Source organism: Methylosinus sp. Sm6 (assembly GCF_019802345.1).
Classification (GTDB): Bacteria; Pseudomonadota; Alphaproteobacteria; order Rhizobiales; family Beijerinckiaceae; genus Methylosinus.
The window spans coordinates 111,653-128,586 of the sequence record NZ_JAINDZ010000007.1 but is presented as its reverse complement, the minus strand read 5'-3'; the positions used below and the strand labels follow the sequence as shown (position 1 = coordinate 128,586).

At 66.5% G+C, this 16,934-nt stretch carries 14 protein-coding genes; all 14 read right to left on the bottom strand.

Annotated elements, in window-relative coordinates:
• Positions 1 to 152: 152 nt before the first annotated feature.
• A complete protein-coding gene (locus K3F48_RS07130) occupies positions 153 to 1,097 on the bottom strand; it encodes a metal ABC transporter substrate-binding protein (RefSeq protein WP_222574724.1) in 945 nt (314 codons plus the stop codon).
• 3 nt (positions 1,098 to 1,100) lie between these two features.
• On the bottom strand, positions 1,101 to 1,970 hold the full coding sequence (locus tag K3F48_RS07125) for a metal ABC transporter permease (RefSeq protein ID WP_222574723.1): 870 nt from the start codon (positions 1,968 to 1,970) through the stop codon (positions 1,101 to 1,103).
• The gene (locus K3F48_RS07120) at positions 1,960 to 2,718 is read right to left on the bottom strand and encodes a metal ABC transporter ATP-binding protein (RefSeq protein WP_222574722.1); all 759 of its coding nucleotides are present in this window, start codon (positions 2,716 to 2,718) and stop codon (positions 1,960 to 1,962) included. Before K3F48_RS07120 ends, K3F48_RS07125 begins: the two co-directional genes overlap by 11 nt.
• Positions 2,719 to 2,934: 216 nt before the next feature.
• Complete coding sequence (locus tag K3F48_RS07115) at positions 2,935 to 4,212, bottom strand: glycerate kinase (protein WP_222574721.1); 1,278 nt, start codon at positions 4,210 to 4,212, stop codon at positions 2,935 to 2,937.
• Positions 4,213 to 4,425: 213 nt separating this feature from the next.
• A complete protein-coding gene (locus tag K3F48_RS07110) occupies positions 4,426 to 4,794 on the bottom strand; it encodes an endonuclease domain-containing protein (protein WP_255608548.1) in 369 nt (122 codons plus the stop codon).
• Between the two features lie 302 nt (positions 4,795 to 5,096).
• Positions 5,097 to 6,071, bottom strand: a complete 975-nt coding sequence (locus K3F48_RS07105; protein ID WP_222574719.1) for a CoA ester lyase — start codon at positions 6,069 to 6,071, stop codon at positions 5,097 to 5,099.
• 27 nt (positions 6,072 to 6,098) lie between these two features.
• Positions 6,099 to 8,843: a phosphoenolpyruvate carboxylase gene (locus tag K3F48_RS07100; RefSeq protein WP_222574718.1), complete on the bottom strand. Its 2,745-nt coding sequence runs from the start codon at positions 8,841 to 8,843 to the stop codon at positions 6,099 to 6,101.
• 81 nt (positions 8,844 to 8,924) lie between these two features.
• Entirely contained in the window at positions 8,925 to 9,812 is an 888-nt protein-coding gene (gene sucD, locus K3F48_RS07095) for a succinate--CoA ligase subunit alpha (RefSeq protein ID WP_222574717.1), read from the bottom strand.
• A 22-nt stretch (positions 9,813 to 9,834) separates the two neighbouring features.
• Positions 9,835 to 11,004 carry a malate--CoA ligase subunit beta gene (locus tag K3F48_RS07090; RefSeq protein ID WP_222574716.1) on the bottom strand — a complete coding sequence of 390 codons (1,170 nt, stop codon included), beginning with the start codon at positions 11,002 to 11,004 and terminating at the stop codon, positions 9,835 to 9,837.
• A gap of 50 nt (positions 11,005 to 11,054) precedes the next feature.
• A complete protein-coding gene (gene fchA / locus K3F48_RS07085; RefSeq protein WP_222574715.1) occupies positions 11,055 to 11,684 on the bottom strand; it encodes a methenyltetrahydrofolate cyclohydrolase in 630 nt (209 codons plus the stop codon).
• A gap of 33 nt (positions 11,685 to 11,717) precedes the next feature.
• Complete coding sequence (locus tag K3F48_RS07080) at positions 11,718 to 12,578, bottom strand: NADP-dependent methylenetetrahydromethanopterin/methylenetetrahydrofolate dehydrogenase (RefSeq protein ID WP_222574714.1); 861 nt, start codon at positions 12,576 to 12,578, stop codon at positions 11,718 to 11,720.
• 195 nt (positions 12,579 to 12,773) lie between these two features.
• Complete coding sequence (locus K3F48_RS07075) at positions 12,774 to 13,715, bottom strand: D-2-hydroxyacid dehydrogenase (protein WP_222574713.1); 942 nt, start codon at positions 13,713 to 13,715, stop codon at positions 12,774 to 12,776.
• A 118-nt stretch (positions 13,716 to 13,833) separates the two neighbouring features.
• Complete coding sequence (locus tag K3F48_RS07070; RefSeq protein WP_222574712.1) at positions 13,834 to 15,027, bottom strand: aminotransferase class V-fold PLP-dependent enzyme; 1,194 nt, start codon at positions 15,025 to 15,027, stop codon at positions 13,834 to 13,836.
• Between the two features lie 100 nt (positions 15,028 to 15,127).
• Complete coding sequence (locus K3F48_RS07065) at positions 15,128 to 16,855, bottom strand: formate--tetrahydrofolate ligase (protein WP_222574711.1); 1,728 nt, start codon at positions 16,853 to 16,855, stop codon at positions 15,128 to 15,130.
• Positions 16,856 to 16,934 lie beyond the last annotated feature (79 nt).

The following is a 16,934-nucleotide window of genomic DNA, read 5'->3' as shown; positions in this document are numbered from 1 at the left end:
AAGCGCCCGAAGCGGCGCGTCCGCGTCCCGGCGTCATGACATCGCCGTCTTTTTGTCGGCTCGCAGGGCCGAGCCCTTCGTCTCGAAACTCCGAAGGCGCGGCGCTCGCTTGCGTCAGTATAATCGAAATTCGTCCGAAAAAATCCGCTCTTTCACGGCGCGAGCGCCGCGGTCAGCTGCTTCACATTGTGCCGCATCATCTGCACATAGGTGGGGGCGGGGCCGGCGGCGTCCGAGAGCGCGTCGGAATAGAGCGTGCCGCCGATCTTCGCGCCGGTCTCCTCGGCGATGCGCTTGGCGAAGCGCGGGTCGACGACATTCTCGAGGAAGACCGCCGCGACCTTATGCGCGCGCGCCGCGTCGATGATGCGGGCGACGTCGCGCGCGCTCGGCTCCGCCTCTGTCGAGACGCCTTCCGGCGCGATGAACTCCACGCCATAGCGCCGGGCGAAATAGCCGAAAGCGTCATGGGTCGAGACGACGCGGCGGCGGCTCTTCGGAATAGCCTCGACCGCCGCCTTGATGTCGGCGTCGAGCGCGCCGAGCAGCTCGAGATAATGCTCGGCGTTGGTCCGGAAGACGTCGGCGGCGTCCGGATCGGCCTCGATCAGCGCGTCGCGGATATTGGCCACGTAAATCTTGGCGTCGGCGACATTCTGCCAGGCGTGCGGATCGAGACCCTCTATGTCCTTGCGGGGGGTGACGCCGCGGCTCGCGGTGACGATCTTGGCCTTGCTTTTGGACGCAGCGATCAGCCGGTCGATCCAGCCCTCGAAGCCGAGGCCGTTGACGAAGACCAGCCTCGCGCCGGCGAGCCTTCGGCCGTCCTTCGGCGTCGGCTGGTAGACATGGGCGTCGCCGTTCGGGCCGACGATGGTCGCGAGCTCGAGCCGATGGCCGCCGACTTCGGCGACGAGATCGGCGAGGATGGAGAAGCTGGCGACGACCGGCAGATGCGGCGGCGTCGGCGCTTGCGCCCATGCGCGCGGAGCGGCGAGCGCCAGCGCGCCGGCGGCGAGCAGGTCGCGGCGGCTCGGCCCTCTCTCCCGCGAAGCAAGGGAGGGCCGGGGCGAGAAAGTCTCACGAGTCGTCGGCATAGGTCAGCCCTCCAAATGGCGGCGCGGCCGGCGCAGGCGCATGACGCCTCCGCTCCGGCCGAAAATCAGCGACAGGAAATAGGCCCCTCCGGCCGTGAGGATAATGACCGGCCCGGCCGGCAGGCCGGTACGAAACGATGCGACGAGTCCGAAATAGGAAGACGCCGCGCCGACGGCGGCGGCGAGCGGCAGCGCGATGGTGAGGTCCTGCGTCCACAGCCGCGCGGAGGCGGCGGGCAGCATGATGACGCCGACCGCCATCAGCGTGCCGAGCGCATGAAAGCCGGCGACGAGATTGAGCACGACCAGCGCCAGAAAGGCGAAGGGAATGGCCTCGCCGAGCGGGCCGACGCGCCGCGCGAAGACAGGGTCGAGCGTGTCGAGCGCCAGCGCCCGATAAAAGCCGGCGAGCGCGAAAAGGGTGAAGCTGGCGATGGCGGCGAGGAAGATCAGCGTCTCGTCGTCGAGCGCCAGCGCCGAGCCGAACAGCACGTGAAGCAGGTCGATATTGGAGCCCTTGAGCGAGACGAGGGCGACGCCGAGCGCCAGCGAGACCAGATAAAAGGCCGCGAGCGAGGCGTCCTCGCGCAAGGCCGTGAAGCGCGCGGCGGCGCTGGAGACGACGGCGACCGCGAGGCCGGCGGCGAGGCCGCCGAGCGTCATGGCCGGCAGAGAGAGGCCGCAGACGAGATAGCCGAGCGCGGCGCCGGGCAGAATCGCGTGAGACAGCGCGTCGCCGGCGAGCGACATGCGCCGCAGGATCAGGAACACGCCGAGCGGGCTGCCGGAGACGGCCAGAGCGAGAGCGCCGACCAGCGCGCGGCGCATGAATTCATAATCGGCGAAAGGCGCGATGAGCAGCTCATGCAGCATGAGGGGTCTCGTCGCGCCGGCATTCCCGCGCCTCGCGGTCGAACGCCTCGACCATGCGGCTCGCCTCGCCGAGACGGCTCTCGGAGAGGGCTTCGCGCGTCGAGCCCCAGAAGATCGGCTCTCGCGCGAGCAGCAGCGTCTGCGGGAAGGCGCGGCGCGCCAGCTCGAGCTCGTGCAGCACGGCGACGATGGTGCGCCGCTCCTCGCGCCAGCGGGCGAGGATCTTCACCAGATCGTCGATGGTCGACGCATCGATGGCGCCGAAGGGCTCGTCCAGCAGGATGACGCGACGATCCTCGACGATGAGCCGCGCGAACAGCGCCCGTTGCGTCTGCCCGCCCGAAAGCGCGCCGAGCTGGCGGTCCTCGAAGCCCTCGAGGCCGACGGCGGCGATGGCGGCCTCGACGCGCTCCTCCTCGCGGCGGTCCATGCCGCCGAAAAAGCCGATGCGCCGCGTCGCGCCCGTCGCGACGAAATCGAACAGGTCGATCGGGAAGGTGAGATCGATCTCGGCCGCCTGCGGCAGGAAGGCGATGTCGCGCAGCGACAGCTTCTCGCGCAGAATGCGGCCGCCGATGGGCTTCAGCAGACCCGCGAGACCCTTGAGCAGCGTCGATTTGCCGGCGCCGTTGGGACCGCAGACCGCGAGAGCGTCGGCCGGCCCGATGACGCCGGTCAGATGATGCACGGCCGGCCGGCGCTCATAGCCGAGCGTCACATTCTCGAGGCGGATCGCGCCCGCGTTCATGCGCCGCCCCGCTGCAGGGCCCAATAAACCGCCGCCCAGAGCAGGGCGACGATGAACGCCGCGCCGGCCAGGCGTTCCGCGGCAGAGAGGCGCAGGAGCGAGAATCGCTCCAAACGCCGATGCGCCTGCGCGGACTTTTCGAGAAGCGCCGATGGCGAACGGGTCATTTCGACACGTTATAGTATTACACCGGCCGGCCGCAAGCGCCGATCGGCTTCAGCGCGCGGGCTTCGGCACGAGGATGACGCGGAAGTCGTTCACATTGGTGCGCGTCGGGCCGGTGACGACGAGATCGCCGAGCTTCTCGAAGGCGGTATAGGCGTCGTTATTGGCGAACAGCGCCTTGAGGTCGACGCCTTGCGCCGCCGCGCGGGCGAAGGAATCGGCGGTCATGATCGCCCCGGCGTTGTCCTCGCTGCCGTCGATGCCGTCGGTGTCGCAGGCGATGGCGGAAACGCCGCCGAAGCCCTCGAGCGCCAGCGTCAGCGCCAGCAGAAACTCGGCGTCGCGTCCGCCTCTGCCCTTGCCGCGCACGGTGACCGTGGTCTCGCCGCCGGAGATGATGGCGACGGGCGGCGCAATGGGCTGAGAGTGGCGGGCGATCTGCCGGGCGATGCCGGCATGGACCAGCGCGACGTCGCGCGATTCGCCCTCGAGGTCGCCGAGGATCAGCGGCGTGAAGCCGGCCCGGCTCGCAACTGCGGCGGCGGCGTCGAGCGAGCCCTGAGGCGTGGCGATGAGAATGTTCTCGACACGGTCGAAGATCGCGTCGCCGGGCTTGGGGGTCTCGCAATCGGGCGTCGCCAGATGCGCGAGCACCGCCGCCGGCGCGTCGATCTTATATTTGGCGATGACGGCGAGCGCGTCCTCGCGCGTCGTCGGGTCGGGCACTGTGGGGCCGGAGGCGATGACGGAGAGATCGTCATTCGGCACATCGGAGATCATCAGCGCGACGACCTTGGCCGGCGCCGCGGCGCGGGCGAGACGTCCGCCCTTGATCGCCGAGAGGTGCTTGCGCACGCAATTCATCTCGGAAATGGTCGCGCCGCTCTTCAGCAGCGCCTTGTTGACGGCCTGCTTCTCCTCGAGGCTGACGCCATCCGCCGGCAGCGCCATCAGCGCCGAGCCGCCGCCGGAAATCAGCGCAAGCACGAGATCGTTTTCGGTGAGGCCCTGGACCTTGGCGAGGATGCGGCCCGCGGCGGCGCGGCCAGCGGCGTCCGGCACCGGATGCGACGCCTCGATCACCTCGATCTCGGAGGTGGGGGCGCCATGCTCATAACGGGTGACGACGAGGCCCTCGATCGGATGCGGCCAATGCTTTTCGACCGCCGCGGCCATGGACGCCGCCGCCTTGCCCGCGCCGACGACGATGGTGCGCCCTTTGGGCGGCGCGATCGTCTCGAGGAAGGCCGGCAGGCAGACGGACGGATGCGCCGCGTCGATGGCGGCGTCGAACATGGCGCGGAGCAGCGTGCGGTGGTCTTCGGACATGGCTCGATTCCTGAATCTCGACGTTCTCCCTTCTCCCACTTGTGGGAGAAGGTGGCCCGGCGAAGCCGGGTCGGATGAGGGTCCGCGCCGATTTGCGATTGTCTTAAGCGCGTCGCGGATGATTGCCAACGCAGCGCGAACTCTCGCCGACCCTCATCCGACCCCGCTCCGCGGGGCCACCTTCTCCCGCTCTGCGGGAGAAGGAAGAGCGCCCTACGATCTCGACGTTCTCCCTTCTCCCGCTTGCGGGAGAAGGTGGCCCGACGAAGTCGGGTCGGATGAGGGTCCGCGACGATTTGCGATCGTCTTTATCACCTCCCGAATCCGCTCCAGCGGAATGTTTCCGCCGCCGATGACGAGGTCGTTGTCGAGGCGGAGGATGTGGTAGCCGTGGTCGCGCAGCCATTCGTCGCGAATCGTGTCATGGCGGCGTTGGTGTTCATTCTCGTGCGGCCGGCCGTCCAGCTCGACGATCAGCCTGTGCTCGATGCAGAGAAAATCGGCGACATAATTCCCGACCGGGACTTGTCGCCGGAATTTCAGGCCGTCCAGCCGTGAGCCGCGCAGCGAACGCCAGAGCATCTCCTCCGCATTCGTCATCTCGCGGCGCAAGCGACGAGCGAAAGCGGTTTTCGACTTCGAGACTCGTGCGGGCATCGAGAGCCCTCATCCGACCCGGCTTCGCCGGGCCACCTTCTCCCACAAGTGGGAGAAGGAACGCGCCCGGCCATTCCTGTATATAAACGCAATACAACGGCCCTCGCCGTTCTCCCTTCTCCCGCAGGGTGGGAGAAGGTGGCCCCGCCATAGGGCGTCCTGGAGGACGCCCGTCGCAAGCGACGGGCTTTGGCGGGGTCGGATGAGGGCCGGGACGATGTCCCGCCTTACGCAGCGCCGATCTGATCCGCCTTGTCGATCAGCGCCTGGGCCATGCGGATGCTGGCGATGTCGATCAGGCGGCCGTCGAGCGACACGGCGCCGCGGCCTTCCTTGGCCGCCTGCTCCATCGCCTCGAGAATGCGGCGGGCCTTCTTCACCTCGGCCTCGGAGGGGGTGAAGACCTGATTGGCGAGATCGATCTGCGAGGGATGGATCGCCCATTTGCCCTCGAAGCCGAGAACGGCAGCCCGCTTGGCGGCGGCGATATAGCCGTCCGGATCGCCGAAGTCGCCGAAGGGCCCGTCGATCGGACGCAGGCCATAGGCGCGCGCGGCGACCAGGAAGCGCGTCTGCGCGGCGTGCCACTGGTCGGCCCAGAAATACTGACGATTGCCCTCGGCGTCCTTGTCCGAGAGGACACCGTAATCCGGGTTGACGCCGCCGATGACGGTGGTGCGGGCGCGGGTCGAGGCGGCGTAATCGGCGACGCCGAAGGAGAGCGCCTCATTGCGCTTCGAAGCCTGAGCGATCGCCTCGACATTGGCCATGCCGAGCGCGGTCTCGATGAGCAGCTCGAAGCCGATGCGCTTGGTGCGCTTCTTGTAGCTCTCGATCTGCGTGACCAGCATGTCGATGGCGTAGACGTCCTGCGGAACGCCGACCTTCGGAATGAGGATCACATCGAGACGCGGGCAGTTCTCGACGACGTCGACCACATCTCGATAGCAGAAATGCGTGTCGAGGCCGTTGATGCGCAACGTCATGGTCTTCGAGCCCCAATCGATCTCGTTGAGGCCCTGGATGATGTTCTTGCGCGCCTGCTCCTTGTCGTCCGGAGCGACGGCGTCCTCGAGGTCGAGGAAGACCTGGTCGGATTTGGAGGCGGCGGCCTTCTCGAACATGCCGGGGGCGGAGCCCGGAACGGCCAGCTCGGAGCGATGGAGACGCGGCGTCGCCTGCTCGATCAAAGTGAAGCTCATGATCTTACCCTTTCCTCTCGTAAGTGATTAGCCGGTGGCGCCGAGGCCCGCGGCGATGCAGCTGATCGACAGCAGCAGCGCCGATTTGTATTCCTCCTTCAGCGCTTCCTCTTCCGTGGTGCGGAACAGGCGCAGCAATTCCACCTGCTCGCGGTTGACCTCGTTGATGGTGGCGAGGCGATGCGCCAGACGCGCCTGATATTCGGCGAAACGCTCGCCGATCTCGCCGCCGCCGGTGATGCGCAGCAAAGTCTCGCAAGTGAGGTGATATTCCGCCTCGATCGCCGCGAAGATTTTTCTGCGCACGGCTTCGTCGGCCACCAGCCCGGCATATTGCCGCGCGATCGCGAGATCGACGAGCGCGAGCGTCTTCTCCACCTCGTCGAGAATCAGGCGGAACAGGCGCGAATCCTCGAACATGCGATGCAGGAGCTGCAGGCCCCGCTCGCCGCGCACCTCGATGAAGCTCGCAAGGCCCGAGCCGACGCCATACCAGCCGGTGATGGCGTGACGATTCTGCGCCCAGGCGAACACCCATGGAATAGCGCGGAGATCCGCGAGGCTGCGCGCGCCGAAACGCCGCGCGGGCCGCGAGCCGATATTGAGCAGCGAGATTTCCTCGAGCGGGCTCGCCGCCTGGAAATAAGCGACGAGATCCGGGTCGGCGACGAGCTTGCCGTAAGCCGCGAGCGAAGCGCCGGAGAGCGCCTCCAGCGCATCGTCGAATTCCGCGCGGGGAACCAGCGCGTCCTCGCGCTCCGACTTCAGCGCATGGGCGAAGACGCTGCTCGCCAACAGCTCCAGCTGATAGGCCGCGGTGCCGCGATTGGCGTATTTGAACGAGACGACCTCGCCCTGCTCGGTGACGCGGAAGCGGCCGCGGATCGAGCCCGCCGGCTGCGCGGCGATGGCGTGGCCGGTCGGCGCGCCGCCGCGGCTGACCGATCCGCCGCGTCCGTGGAAGAAGGCGATGGCGACGCCGAGCTCCTCGCCGAGGCGGGTGAGCTTGGATTGCGCCTTCGCCAGCTCCCAGTTCGACGCCATGAAGCCGCCGTCCTTGTTGGAGTCGGAATAGCCGATCATCACTTCTTGCACATTGCCCTGCCAGCGCGTGCTGCGGCGCACGACCGGCACGCGCAGCAATTCGCGCATGATGACCGGCGCGGCGCGCAGATCGGGAATGGTCTCGAACAGAGGCACGATCGGCAGAGTGCAGAGCTCGAGGCCGGCCTCGTCGAGGAAGAGGCCGCCCTCCTTCGCCAGCACATAGGCGCCGAGCACATCGGCGACCGAATGCGTCATGGAGAGGATGAAGCTGCCGAAGGCTTCGCGATCGAGCCGCGAGCGCATGTCCGCGACCAGCGCGAACATGTCGAGCGTGTCCTGCGACTCGGGAGCGAGGCCGGCGAGTGGAACGCCGGTGCGCGGCTGCGCCAGCTCGGCGATGAGCCAGGCCTGCCATTCGGGCGTGTCCTCGCCCGGGGCGTCCTTGCCGGTCTTGACGCGATGAATGTCGCGCAGCGCGTTGTTGGTGCGCGTCGTGTTCTCGCGCAGGTCGAGACGCACGGTGCTGAAGCGGAAAATCTCCACGGCGCGGCGCGCCGGACGCACCAGCTCGGCGGCGAGCGTCTCGCTGCGGCTGTCGATGAGTCCCTGCTCGAGCACGCGAAGATCGTGGATCAGCTCGTCCGCATTGGCGTAGCGCGGCTTGCCGCTCCCCGCGTCCTTCGTCGCGAGAATCGTCTCGTCGAGCTTGCGCAGCACGCAGGTGAGATATTGCCGGAAAGCTTCGCCATGATTGCGCGTTCTGATCTTGTCGGCGTCCTCGACCTGCGCGAGCTGCGCCTCGAGCGCCTCGCGAAAGCTCGCCGGAATGGCGACGGAGCGCTCGCTGATCGACAGCACGCGCACGAGATCGAGCACGCGCTGGTGGTAATAGCGAAGGCTTGCGAGCGCGTTGACGATCATCGTCTCGCGCGTCACGGAATTGGTGACGAAAGGATTGCCGTCGCGGTCGCCGCCGATCCAGGAGCCGAACTGGAAGAAGGGCGTCACATCGAAGCGCTCGTCGGGATAATGGGCGGCGAGGGCGCTCTCGAAGGCGGCGAGCATCTCCGGCGCGAGATCGAAGATGTTCTCGGCGAAGAAATGCAGGCCCCAGGCGACCTCGTGCTCGACGGTCGGCTTCTCGAGATGCAATTCGCCGGTGAGCCACAAGAGCTCGATCTGGTCGCGAACGGCGGCCATGCGCGTCGCGCGCTCGCGATCGGTCCAGCGCGAGGACTCGAGCTCCTTGAGCAGAAGATAGATTTTTCGGTTCTTCTCGAGGACGGTGACGCGCTTCGCCTCGGTCGGATGCGCCGTGATCACCGGACGAATGCGCAGCGACTTCAGCTGCGCGCGGATTTCATCGGCGGTCACGCCGGCTTCGGCGGCGTCGGCGAGCACATGGGCGAAGGAGCCGAGGATTTCGTCGCGGCCCTTGGCGCGCTCGATGGTGCGGCGCCGGCGCATGGCCGAGGCCTGCTCGGCGATCGACAGCAGTTGAAACCATATCCCCTGCGCCTGCAGCGCGCGGCCGAGCAGCGCCGGCGGCAGGCCGGCCGAGGAGACGAAGCCGCGCAGCACCGGCTCGACCTCCGGCTGGTGGCGTTTCACCACGCCGGCCAGCTGGTCGAACAAAAAGGCCGCCGCCTCCTTGACCGATCGCGTCGCGAGCGCCGAAGGGGCGGCGGGCGAAGTCGAGGGCGTGACCTTCGATTCTGCGGGCATGCGGGCTCCTGGTTGTTCGGGAGGGGGCAGTCGGCAATAGGCGGTCGACTGCCTATTGCCCTATTGCCGACTGCCGTTTCATCACGCGCGCTTCAGCACCGAAGCGACGGCCGAGCCGAACTCCGCCGGGCTCGGCGCCACGGTGAGGCCGTAGGACTTCATGATCTCGGTCTTCTCCGCCGCGCTGTCGCCGGTGGCCGAGATGATCGCGCCCGCATGGCCCATGCGGCGGCCCTTCGGCGCCGTGAGGCCGGCGACGAAGCCGACCACGGGCTTGGAAAAATTCTCCTTGATCCAGGCCGCGGCCTCGGCCTCCTGCGGACCGCCGATTTCGCCGATGATCAGCACCGCTTCCGTCTCCGGGTCCTGGTCGAACAATACGAGATGATCGAGGAAGGACGAGCCGTTGATCGGATCGCCGCCGATGCCGACCGAGGTCGAGATGCCGATCCCGAGCTCCTTCAATTGCGAGGCCGCCTCATAGCCGAGCGTGCCGGAGCGCGAGATGAGGCCGACATTGCCTTGGCGGTAGATGTGGCCGGGCATGATGCCGAGCATGGCCTTGCCGGGGCTGATGATGCCGGCGCAGTTCGGCCCGACCATGGTGGGCCGGCGCTCGCGCGAATAGCGCAGGAAGTAGCGCTTCACGCGCATCATGTCCTGCGCCGGAATGCCGTCGGTGATGGAGCAGATGAGACGGATGCCGGCGTCCGCCGCCTCCATGATCGCATCCGCCGCGAAGGGCGGCGCCACGAAGGTGATGCTGGTGGTCGCGCCGGTCTGCTTCACCGCCTCGCGCACCGTGTCGAAGATCGGCACGCCGTGCACCGTCTTGCCGCCTTTGCCCGGGGTGACGCCGGCGACGACATTGCTGCCGTAGTCGATCATCTCCTTGGCGTGGAAGCTGCCCTTGTCGCCGGTGATGCCCTGGACGAGGATCGGAGTCTTTTCGTCGATCAGAATGCTCATTGTTTCCTCCCGGCCACGCCGCTCACTTCACTGAGCGGTAAGCGGCGACGGCCTTTTGGGCGGCGTCGGCCAGCGAATCGGCGGTGATGACATTGATGCCGCTCTCGTCGAGCAGCTTGCGGCCGGCCTCGACATTGGTGCCGGCGAGACGCACGACCAGCGGCGCCGTGATGTTGGTCGCCTTCACCGCGTCGATGACGCCCTGCGCGACCCAGTCGCAGCGATTGATGCCGGCGAAGATGTTGACCAGCACCACCTTCACATTGGCGTCGGAGAGCACGAGACGGAAAGCGGTCGCGACGCGCTCGGCCGAGGCGCCGCCGCCGACATCGAGGAAGTTCGCCGGATTGCCGCCGGCGTGCTTGATCATGTCCATCGTCGCCATCGCGAGGCCCGCGCCATTGACGATGCAGCCGATCTCGCCGTCGAGGCCGATATAGTTCAGCGAATGCTCGAGCGCCTGCGCCTCGCGCGGGTCGGACTGCGAGGGATCGTTCATGTCGACGATGTTGCGGCGACGGAACAGGGCGTTGTCGTCGAAGGACATTTTGGCGTCGAGCGCGAGCACCTTGTCGTCCTTGGTGACGACCAGCGGATTGATCTCCAGCATGGTCGCGTCATTGTCGCGGAAAGCGCGATAGGCGCCGAGGATCGACTGAACCGCGCGCGAGACCTGCTTGAGATTCAGGCCGAGCTGAAAGGCCAGCTCGCGCGCCTGGAAGGGCAGCAGGCCGACGGCCGGCTCGACGATGACCTGGAGAATGGCGTCGGGATCGGTCTTGGCGATCTCCTCGATCTCCATTCCGCCATGTTTCGATGCGATGACGCGCACGCGCTCGAGCTTGCGGTCGAGCACGAAGCCCAGATACAGCTCACGCTCGTAAGGATCGGCGAGCTCGACATAGACGCGCTGCACCGGCTTGCCTTCCGGCCCCGTCTGCTTGGTGACGAGACGCTTGCCGAGCAATTCGCGCGCGGCCTGCTGCACCTCGTGATAGGTGCGGCACAGCTTGATGCCGCCCGCCTTGCCGCGCGCGCCGGCGTGAATTTGGGCCTTCACGACCCAATGCGAGCCGCCGAGCTCGGTCGCCGCGTAAACGGCCTGGTCGGGGCTGAAGGCGACGGTGCCGGGGGGCACGGCGACGCCGCAGCTCGCCAATAATTCCTTGGCTTGATACTCATGGACGTCCATGTTCCCTCTCCCGCTTGCGTTCGTTTCGCCGGTCGCCGGCGTTGAATTCTTTACGAGCCGATCTTGCCTCTCACGGTCGCATAGACGGCTTCGGTCTTCTCGGCGGCCCGCGCCAGCAGCCCCTCGACCTCGGCGATTTGCTTTTCGGCGAAATCGCGATCCTTGATCGACTTGGCGTTGATGTAGACGTTGAGCGCTGCGCTGCGCAGTCCAGCATTGGCGGCGAGAACCGCGACGCCGGCGTCGCTGATGACGTTGAGATTGCCCTTGTCGGCGGCGGCCTCCGAAAGGAGGATCACCTCGAAGCAGGCCCGTACCGCGCGCAGCGGCGCGAGTGTCGCCTCCTTGAGCGCCGCCTGGATCGCCGCCGTGCGCGCGGCCTTCTCGTCGTCGGTCGCGCGCGGCAGGCCATAGGCGCCCATCACCGAATTGAAGGCGACGACGTCTTCCTCGATCGCCGCGGTCAGCTCGGCGCGCAGGCGCTCCGCCTCGGCGCGCGCAGCCTTCAAATCCTCTTCGACCGCCTCGTAATTCTTCTTGCCGATGGTGAGATTGGCGACCATCGACACCAGCGCCGCTCCGATCGCGCCCATCACCGCCGCGGCGCCGCCGCCGCCCGGAGTCGGCCGCTCGCTCGCGAGATCATCGAGGAACTTACCGATGGCTTCGTCCTTGGTCATTCTCGTAAATTCCTCGCTGGTGACTTCCTCGACTCAGGCGTTGGCCTTGGCCTGGGCGTAGATCTCTTCGGCGTCGAGCGCCTTGTCCGAGGCTTCGAACAGCTGGCCGATGCAGGCGCGATGCAGCTTCAGCTTCAATCCGCCGACGCCGAGCGCGCCGATGACGATCTTGCCGTGACGCTCCTTGGCCTTGTCGGTCGCCTCGACGCCGCCGATTCCGAGCGGCGGCTGCGCGTTCACATCGGCGATCAGCTCGATGGTCGGATCGTTCTGCCAATCCTTTTCTTCCAGCAGCTGCACGCCGATGGCGCCGGCCGCGAACACCACATGCGTTCCCTTCACCGCCGAGGCGCGGGCGGCGTTGTCCGTCGCCTCGATCGCCGTGGGCGTGAAGCCGAAGCGATCCTGCAGCGCCTTGGCGGCGGCGTCGGCGCGCGCCTTGCTGCGGGAGGTGATGGCGACTTCCGCGCCCTCCGAATGCAGGAAGGCGGCGGCGCGCAGGCCGACGGGGCCGGTGCCGGCGAGCACGATCGCCTTCTTGCCGGCGAGCGGCTTGGCTTTCGCCAGCAGAGCGACGCCCGCGGCGGCGGTGGTGTTCGAGCCATTGGAGTCGAGCATCACCGAGACGCGGAAGTTGGCGAAGAAGCGCTTGCGCACCGCTTTGAACAGCGCCTCGCCCGCCACCATGTCGCCGCCGCCGACGAACAGCGCGGTGAACTGCTTCTCCTTCGGCCCGCGCGTGTAGATCGCGCCGTCGACCAGCGCGCCGACATTTTCCGGCGTCACATTGGCGTAGCCGATCACATGATCCGCGCCGCCGTCATAGGCGACGACCGTGTCGAACACGCTCGGAACCGGATCGGTGTCGAGAAGGAAGAGGAGCTTTTGAGTCATAGCAGTTCCTGCGAAAGGCTGTCCGTCCTGGCCGGGCTCGTCCCTGCCACCCACGCCACGAGATCGCGCGAAGCGCCCGAGGCGCTGTCGATATGTTTCAACTTCGTCTCGACCGCTGCGCCGCCCTCGGGCGTGGATGGCCGGGACGAGCCCGGCCATGACGCCGGGGCAGACGCGAGGCGACCGCGAGGCCGCTTACGCGGTCACCACATTGCGCGGCGCGCCGGCGACGAAAGCGTCGACATTGTCGATGAGCTGATCGGCGAGCACCTGCATCGCCTCCTTCGACGCCCAGGCGACATGCGGCGTGACGATGAGGTTCGGGATCGTCGGATCGAGCAGAATATTGCCCTGCTTGGGCGGCTCGACGGTCAGCACGTCGAAGCCGGCGCCGGCGATCACGCCATTGCGCAGCGCGTCCGCGAGCGCCTGCTCGTCGACGATGCCGCCGCGCGCCGTGTTGATGAGGATCGCCGTCTTCTTCATCGAGGCGAGCTCTTTGGCGCCGATCATATTCTTGGTCTGCGGCGTCAGCGGCAGATTGAGCGTGACGACATCCGCCTCGCGCAGAATGGTCGGAATATCGACGATGTTCGGACCCGGCACGACGTCGTTGACGAGCATCTTCATGCCGAGCGCCTCGGCGCGCGTCGCGATCGATTTGCCGAGCGCGCCATAGCCGATGATGCCGAGCGTCGAGCCGGCGATGTCATAGATCGGATAGTCGAAATAGCAGAACTGGCTCGCCTCCTGCCAACGGCCGCGACGCACGGAATCCACATAGTTCACGAGATTGCGGCGCAGCGCGAAAATGAGCGCGATCACATGCTCGGGAAGCGTGTTGAAGGCGTAATTGCGGATGTTGGAGACAGTGATTCCATTGGCCGTCGCATAGGCCTTGTCGATCACATCCGTGCCGGTGGCGGCGACGGCGATCAGCTTCAGATCGGGAAGCTGCTTCAGCGTCTCCTCGCGCAGCGGCACCTTGTTGGTGATGGCGATGGTCGCGCCCTTCAAACGCTCGACCACATCGGCCGGAGAGCTCTGGGCGTATTCGACATAGTCATGCGGGAAATTCGGCTTGCGCAGATCGGCGTCGAGCGTCTCGCGATCGAGAAAGACGATTTTGTGCGACATGATTGTTTCTTCCCCCGCAGTCGCGGCCAATTCGACACAGCCGGCGTGCGACGTTTATCGTCGCGCATCATTCTGAAAGAACGGCCTCGCCCCCGCGAGGGCGAGGCCGTGAAAATCATCAGACCTGCAGCAGCGGATTGGCGCGATAGACGGCCTGAGCCGCCGCGACGCCGCTGCCGGCGGTGACCGGAATGCCGACATCGAGCATCGCCATCTCCGCGCCGGCGATGGCGCCGAGCAGCATCAGCTCGTTGAGGTCGCCGAGATGGCCGATGCGGAACACCTTGCCCGCGACCTTGTTGAGGCCGGCGCCGAGCGCGAGATTGTAGCGCTTGTAGGCGATCTCGATCACCTTGGCGGCGTCGAAGCCTTCCGGCACCACGATCGCGGTCACCGTGTCGGAGTTCCACTTGGCCTCCTTGGCGCAAGGCTTGAGGCCCCAGGCCGCGACGGCGGCGCGAACGCCCTCGGCGAGATGGTGATGACGCGCATAGACCTGATCGAGTCCTTCCTCGAACAGCACATTCAACGACTCGCGCAGGCCGTAGAGCAGCGGCAGCGCCGGCGTATAGGGGAAGTAGCCGGTGGCGTTGGCCTTGATGTGGTCCTGGAAGTCGAAATAGGCGCGATGCAGCTTGGCGGTCTCGCCGGCCTGCAACGCCTTCTGGCTGACGCTCATGATGGCGAGGCCGGCCGGCAGCATGAAGCCCTTCTGCGAGCCGGACACGGCGACGTCGACGCCCCATTCGTCCTGCTTGAAGTCGAGCGAGCCGACCGAGCTCACGCCGTCGACGAACAGCATCGCCGGATGCTTGGCGTTGTCGATCGCCTTGCGCACCGCGCCGATGTCGGAGGTGACGCCCGTGGCGGTCTCGTTATGCGTGGCGAAGACGGCCTTGATCTCGTGATTCTTGTCGGCCTTCAGCGTCTCTTCGATGCGCTCGGCGTTGTTGCCGACGCCCCACTCCTCGTCCTGCTCGATCACGTCGAGGCCGATGCGCTTGGCGAGGTCGATCCAAAGATGGGTGAACTGGCCGAAGCGCTGGGCGATGACCTTGTCGCCGGGCGACAGAGTGTTGGTGATCGCCGCTTCCCAGCCGCCGGTGCCGGACGCCGGGAAGATGAAGGCCTGGCCGCTCTCGGTCTTGAACACCTTCTTGAGCTGCGTGAACAGCGGCAGCGTCAGCTCCGGGAACTTCGGCGAACGATGGTCCTCGGACACGACGTGCATCGCGCGCAGAATGCGGTCCGGAATATTGGTCGGGCCCGGAACGAACAGAAAATTGCGGCCCGGAATTCTGGAATTCGACATGTGTTGGGCTCCCTTCGAGCTCATCGGTTCCTGATTATTCGCCGGACGCCGCGGACTGACGAGCCCGGCGCCCGAAGCTTCTTGCCGCGACGGCCGCGTTTTAGAACAGGCCGGCGATGCGTCCGTCCGCGCCGACCTCGATATTATTGGCGGCGGGGACCTTGGGCAGGCCGGGCATGGTCATGATGTCGCCGCAGATCACGACGACGAATTCGGCGCCGGCCGACAGGCGCAGCTCGCGCACCGGGATCACATGGCCCGAAGGCGCGCCCTTGGCGTTGGCGTCGGTCGAGAAGCTGTATTGCGTCTTGGCGATGCAGACCGGCAGATGGCCGAAGCCTTCCTTCTCCAGCTCGGCGAAGCGCGTCTTCACCGATGGATCGAGCGCGATGTCGGAGGCGCCATAGAGCTCGCGCGCGATGGTGCGCACCTTCTCGACCAGCGGCAGATCGTCCGCGTAGAGCGGCTTGAACTGCGAGGGCTTGGATTCGATCGTCGCGACGACCTTATGCGCGAGCTCGGCCGCGCCCTCGCCGCCCGAGCCCCAATGATCGGCGAGCACGCAATCGACGCCCTCGGCCTGGCTCAGCTTCTGCAGCAGCTCGATCTCCGCCTGCGTGTCGGTGCTGAAGCGGTTGACCGAGACGATCACCGGCACGCCGAACTTCTGCACATTGGCGATGTGACGCTTCAAATTGGCGAAGCCCTTCTCCAGCGCCGCGACATTCTCGACCTTGAGATCGTCCTTGGCGACGCCGCCGTGCATCTTCAGCGCGCGAATTGTCGCGACGATGACGGTGACGTCGGGCGTGAGCCCCGCCTTGCGGCATTTGATGTCGAAGAACTTCTCCGCGCCGAGATCGGCGCCGAAGCCGGCCTCCGTCACCACATAATCGGCGAGCTTCAGCGCCGCCTTGGTGGCGATGACGGAGTTGCAGCCATGGGCGATGTTGGCAAACGGCCCGCCATGGATGAAGGCCGGATTATTCTCGAGCGTCTGCACGAGGTTCGGCGCGATCGCGTCCTTCAGCAGCGCGGCCATGGAGCCCTGCGCCTTCAGCTCGGAGGCGCGGATGCTCTTCTTGTCGCGCGTCTGGGCGACGATGATGTCGCCGAGCCGGCGCTGCAGATCCTCGAGGCTGGTGGCGAGGCAGAAGATCGCCATCACCTCCGAGGCGACGGTGATGTCGAACCCGTCCTCGCGGGGGAAGCCGTTGGCGACGCCGCCGAGCGAGGAGACGATCGAGCGCAATGCGCGGTCGTTCATGTCCACGGCGCGGCGCCAGGAGATGCGGCGCGGGTCGATGCCGAGCGCATTGCCCCAATAGACGTGATTGTCGATCAGCGCGGCGAGCAGATTATTGGCCGTTCCGATGGCGTGGAAGTCGCCGGTGAAGTGAAGGTTGATGTCCTCCATCGGCACGACTTGTGCATAGCCGCCGCCGGCGGCTCCGCCCTTCACGCCGAAGCAGGGGCCGAGGCTCGGCTCGCGAAGGCACATGATGGCCTTCTTGCCGATGTGGTTGAGCGCGTCGCCGAGGCCGACCGTGGTCGTCGTCTTGCCCTCGCCGGCGGGCGTCGGCGTGATGGCGGTGACGAGAACGAGCTTGCCGTCCGGGCGGTCCTTCAGGGAGGAGAGATAATCTAGGGAGATTTTCGCCTTGTAATGTCCGTAAGGCAACACATGTTCGGCGGGGATGCCGAGCTTCTCGCGCGCGACATCGACAATCGGCCGCATCGATGCGGCTTGCGAGATCTCGATGTCGGACTTGGGAGAAAGATGCTGGTTGCCTTTCCCGCTCGCGGCGGGGGTGGACGTTTCGGACATTTAAATTTTTCTCCCCTCGCTCGAAGCGTTTCGCTCGGCCCTTCGAAGTTTTATGTCCGCGCCGCGCGAGACCGCCCGA

Excerpts from the sequence above, each read along its gene's own strand:
- K3F48_RS07130 (WP_222574724.1), bottom strand. The coding sequence starts at position 1,097 with ATGCCGACGACTCGTGAGACTTTCTCGCCCCGGCCCTCCCTTGCTTCG.
- K3F48_RS07125 (WP_222574723.1), bottom strand. The coding sequence starts at position 1,970 with ATGCTGCATGAGCTGCTCATCGCGCCTTTCGCCGATTATGAATTCATG.
- K3F48_RS07120 (WP_222574722.1), bottom strand. The coding sequence starts at position 2,718 with ATGAACGCGGGCGCGATCCGCCTCGAGAATGTGACGCTCGGCTATGAG.
- K3F48_RS07115 (WP_222574721.1), bottom strand. The coding sequence starts at position 4,212 with ATGTCCGAAGACCACCGCACGCTGCTCCGCGCCATGTTCGACGCCGCC.
- K3F48_RS07110 (WP_255608548.1), bottom strand. The coding sequence starts at position 4,794 with ATGCTCTGGCGTTCGCTGCGCGGCTCACGGCTGGACGGCCTGAAATTC.
- K3F48_RS07105 (WP_222574719.1), bottom strand. The coding sequence starts at position 6,071 with ATGAGCTTCACTTTGATCGAGCAGGCGACGCCGCGTCTCCATCGCTCC.
- K3F48_RS07100 (WP_222574718.1), bottom strand. The coding sequence starts at position 8,843 with ATGCCCGCAGAATCGAAGGTCACGCCCTCGACTTCGCCCGCCGCCCCT.
- sucD (WP_222574717.1), bottom strand. The coding sequence starts at position 9,812 with ATGAGCATTCTGATCGACGAAAAGACTCCGATCCTCGTCCAGGGCATC.
- K3F48_RS07090 (WP_222574716.1), bottom strand. The coding sequence starts at position 11,004 with ATGGACGTCCATGAGTATCAAGCCAAGGAATTATTGGCGAGCTGCGGC.
- fchA (WP_222574715.1), bottom strand. The coding sequence starts at position 11,684 with ATGACCAAGGACGAAGCCATCGGTAAGTTCCTCGATGATCTCGCGAGC.
- K3F48_RS07080 (WP_222574714.1), bottom strand. The coding sequence starts at position 12,578 with ATGACTCAAAAGCTCCTCTTCCTTCTCGACACCGATCCGGTTCCGAGC.
- K3F48_RS07075 (WP_222574713.1), bottom strand. The coding sequence starts at position 13,715 with ATGTCGCACAAAATCGTCTTTCTCGATCGCGAGACGCTCGACGCCGAT.
- K3F48_RS07070 (WP_222574712.1), bottom strand. The coding sequence starts at position 15,027 with ATGTCGAATTCCAGAATTCCGGGCCGCAATTTTCTGTTCGTTCCGGGC.
- K3F48_RS07065 (WP_222574711.1), bottom strand. The coding sequence starts at position 16,855 with ATGTCCGAAACGTCCACCCCCGCCGCGAGCGGGAAAGGCAACCAGCAT.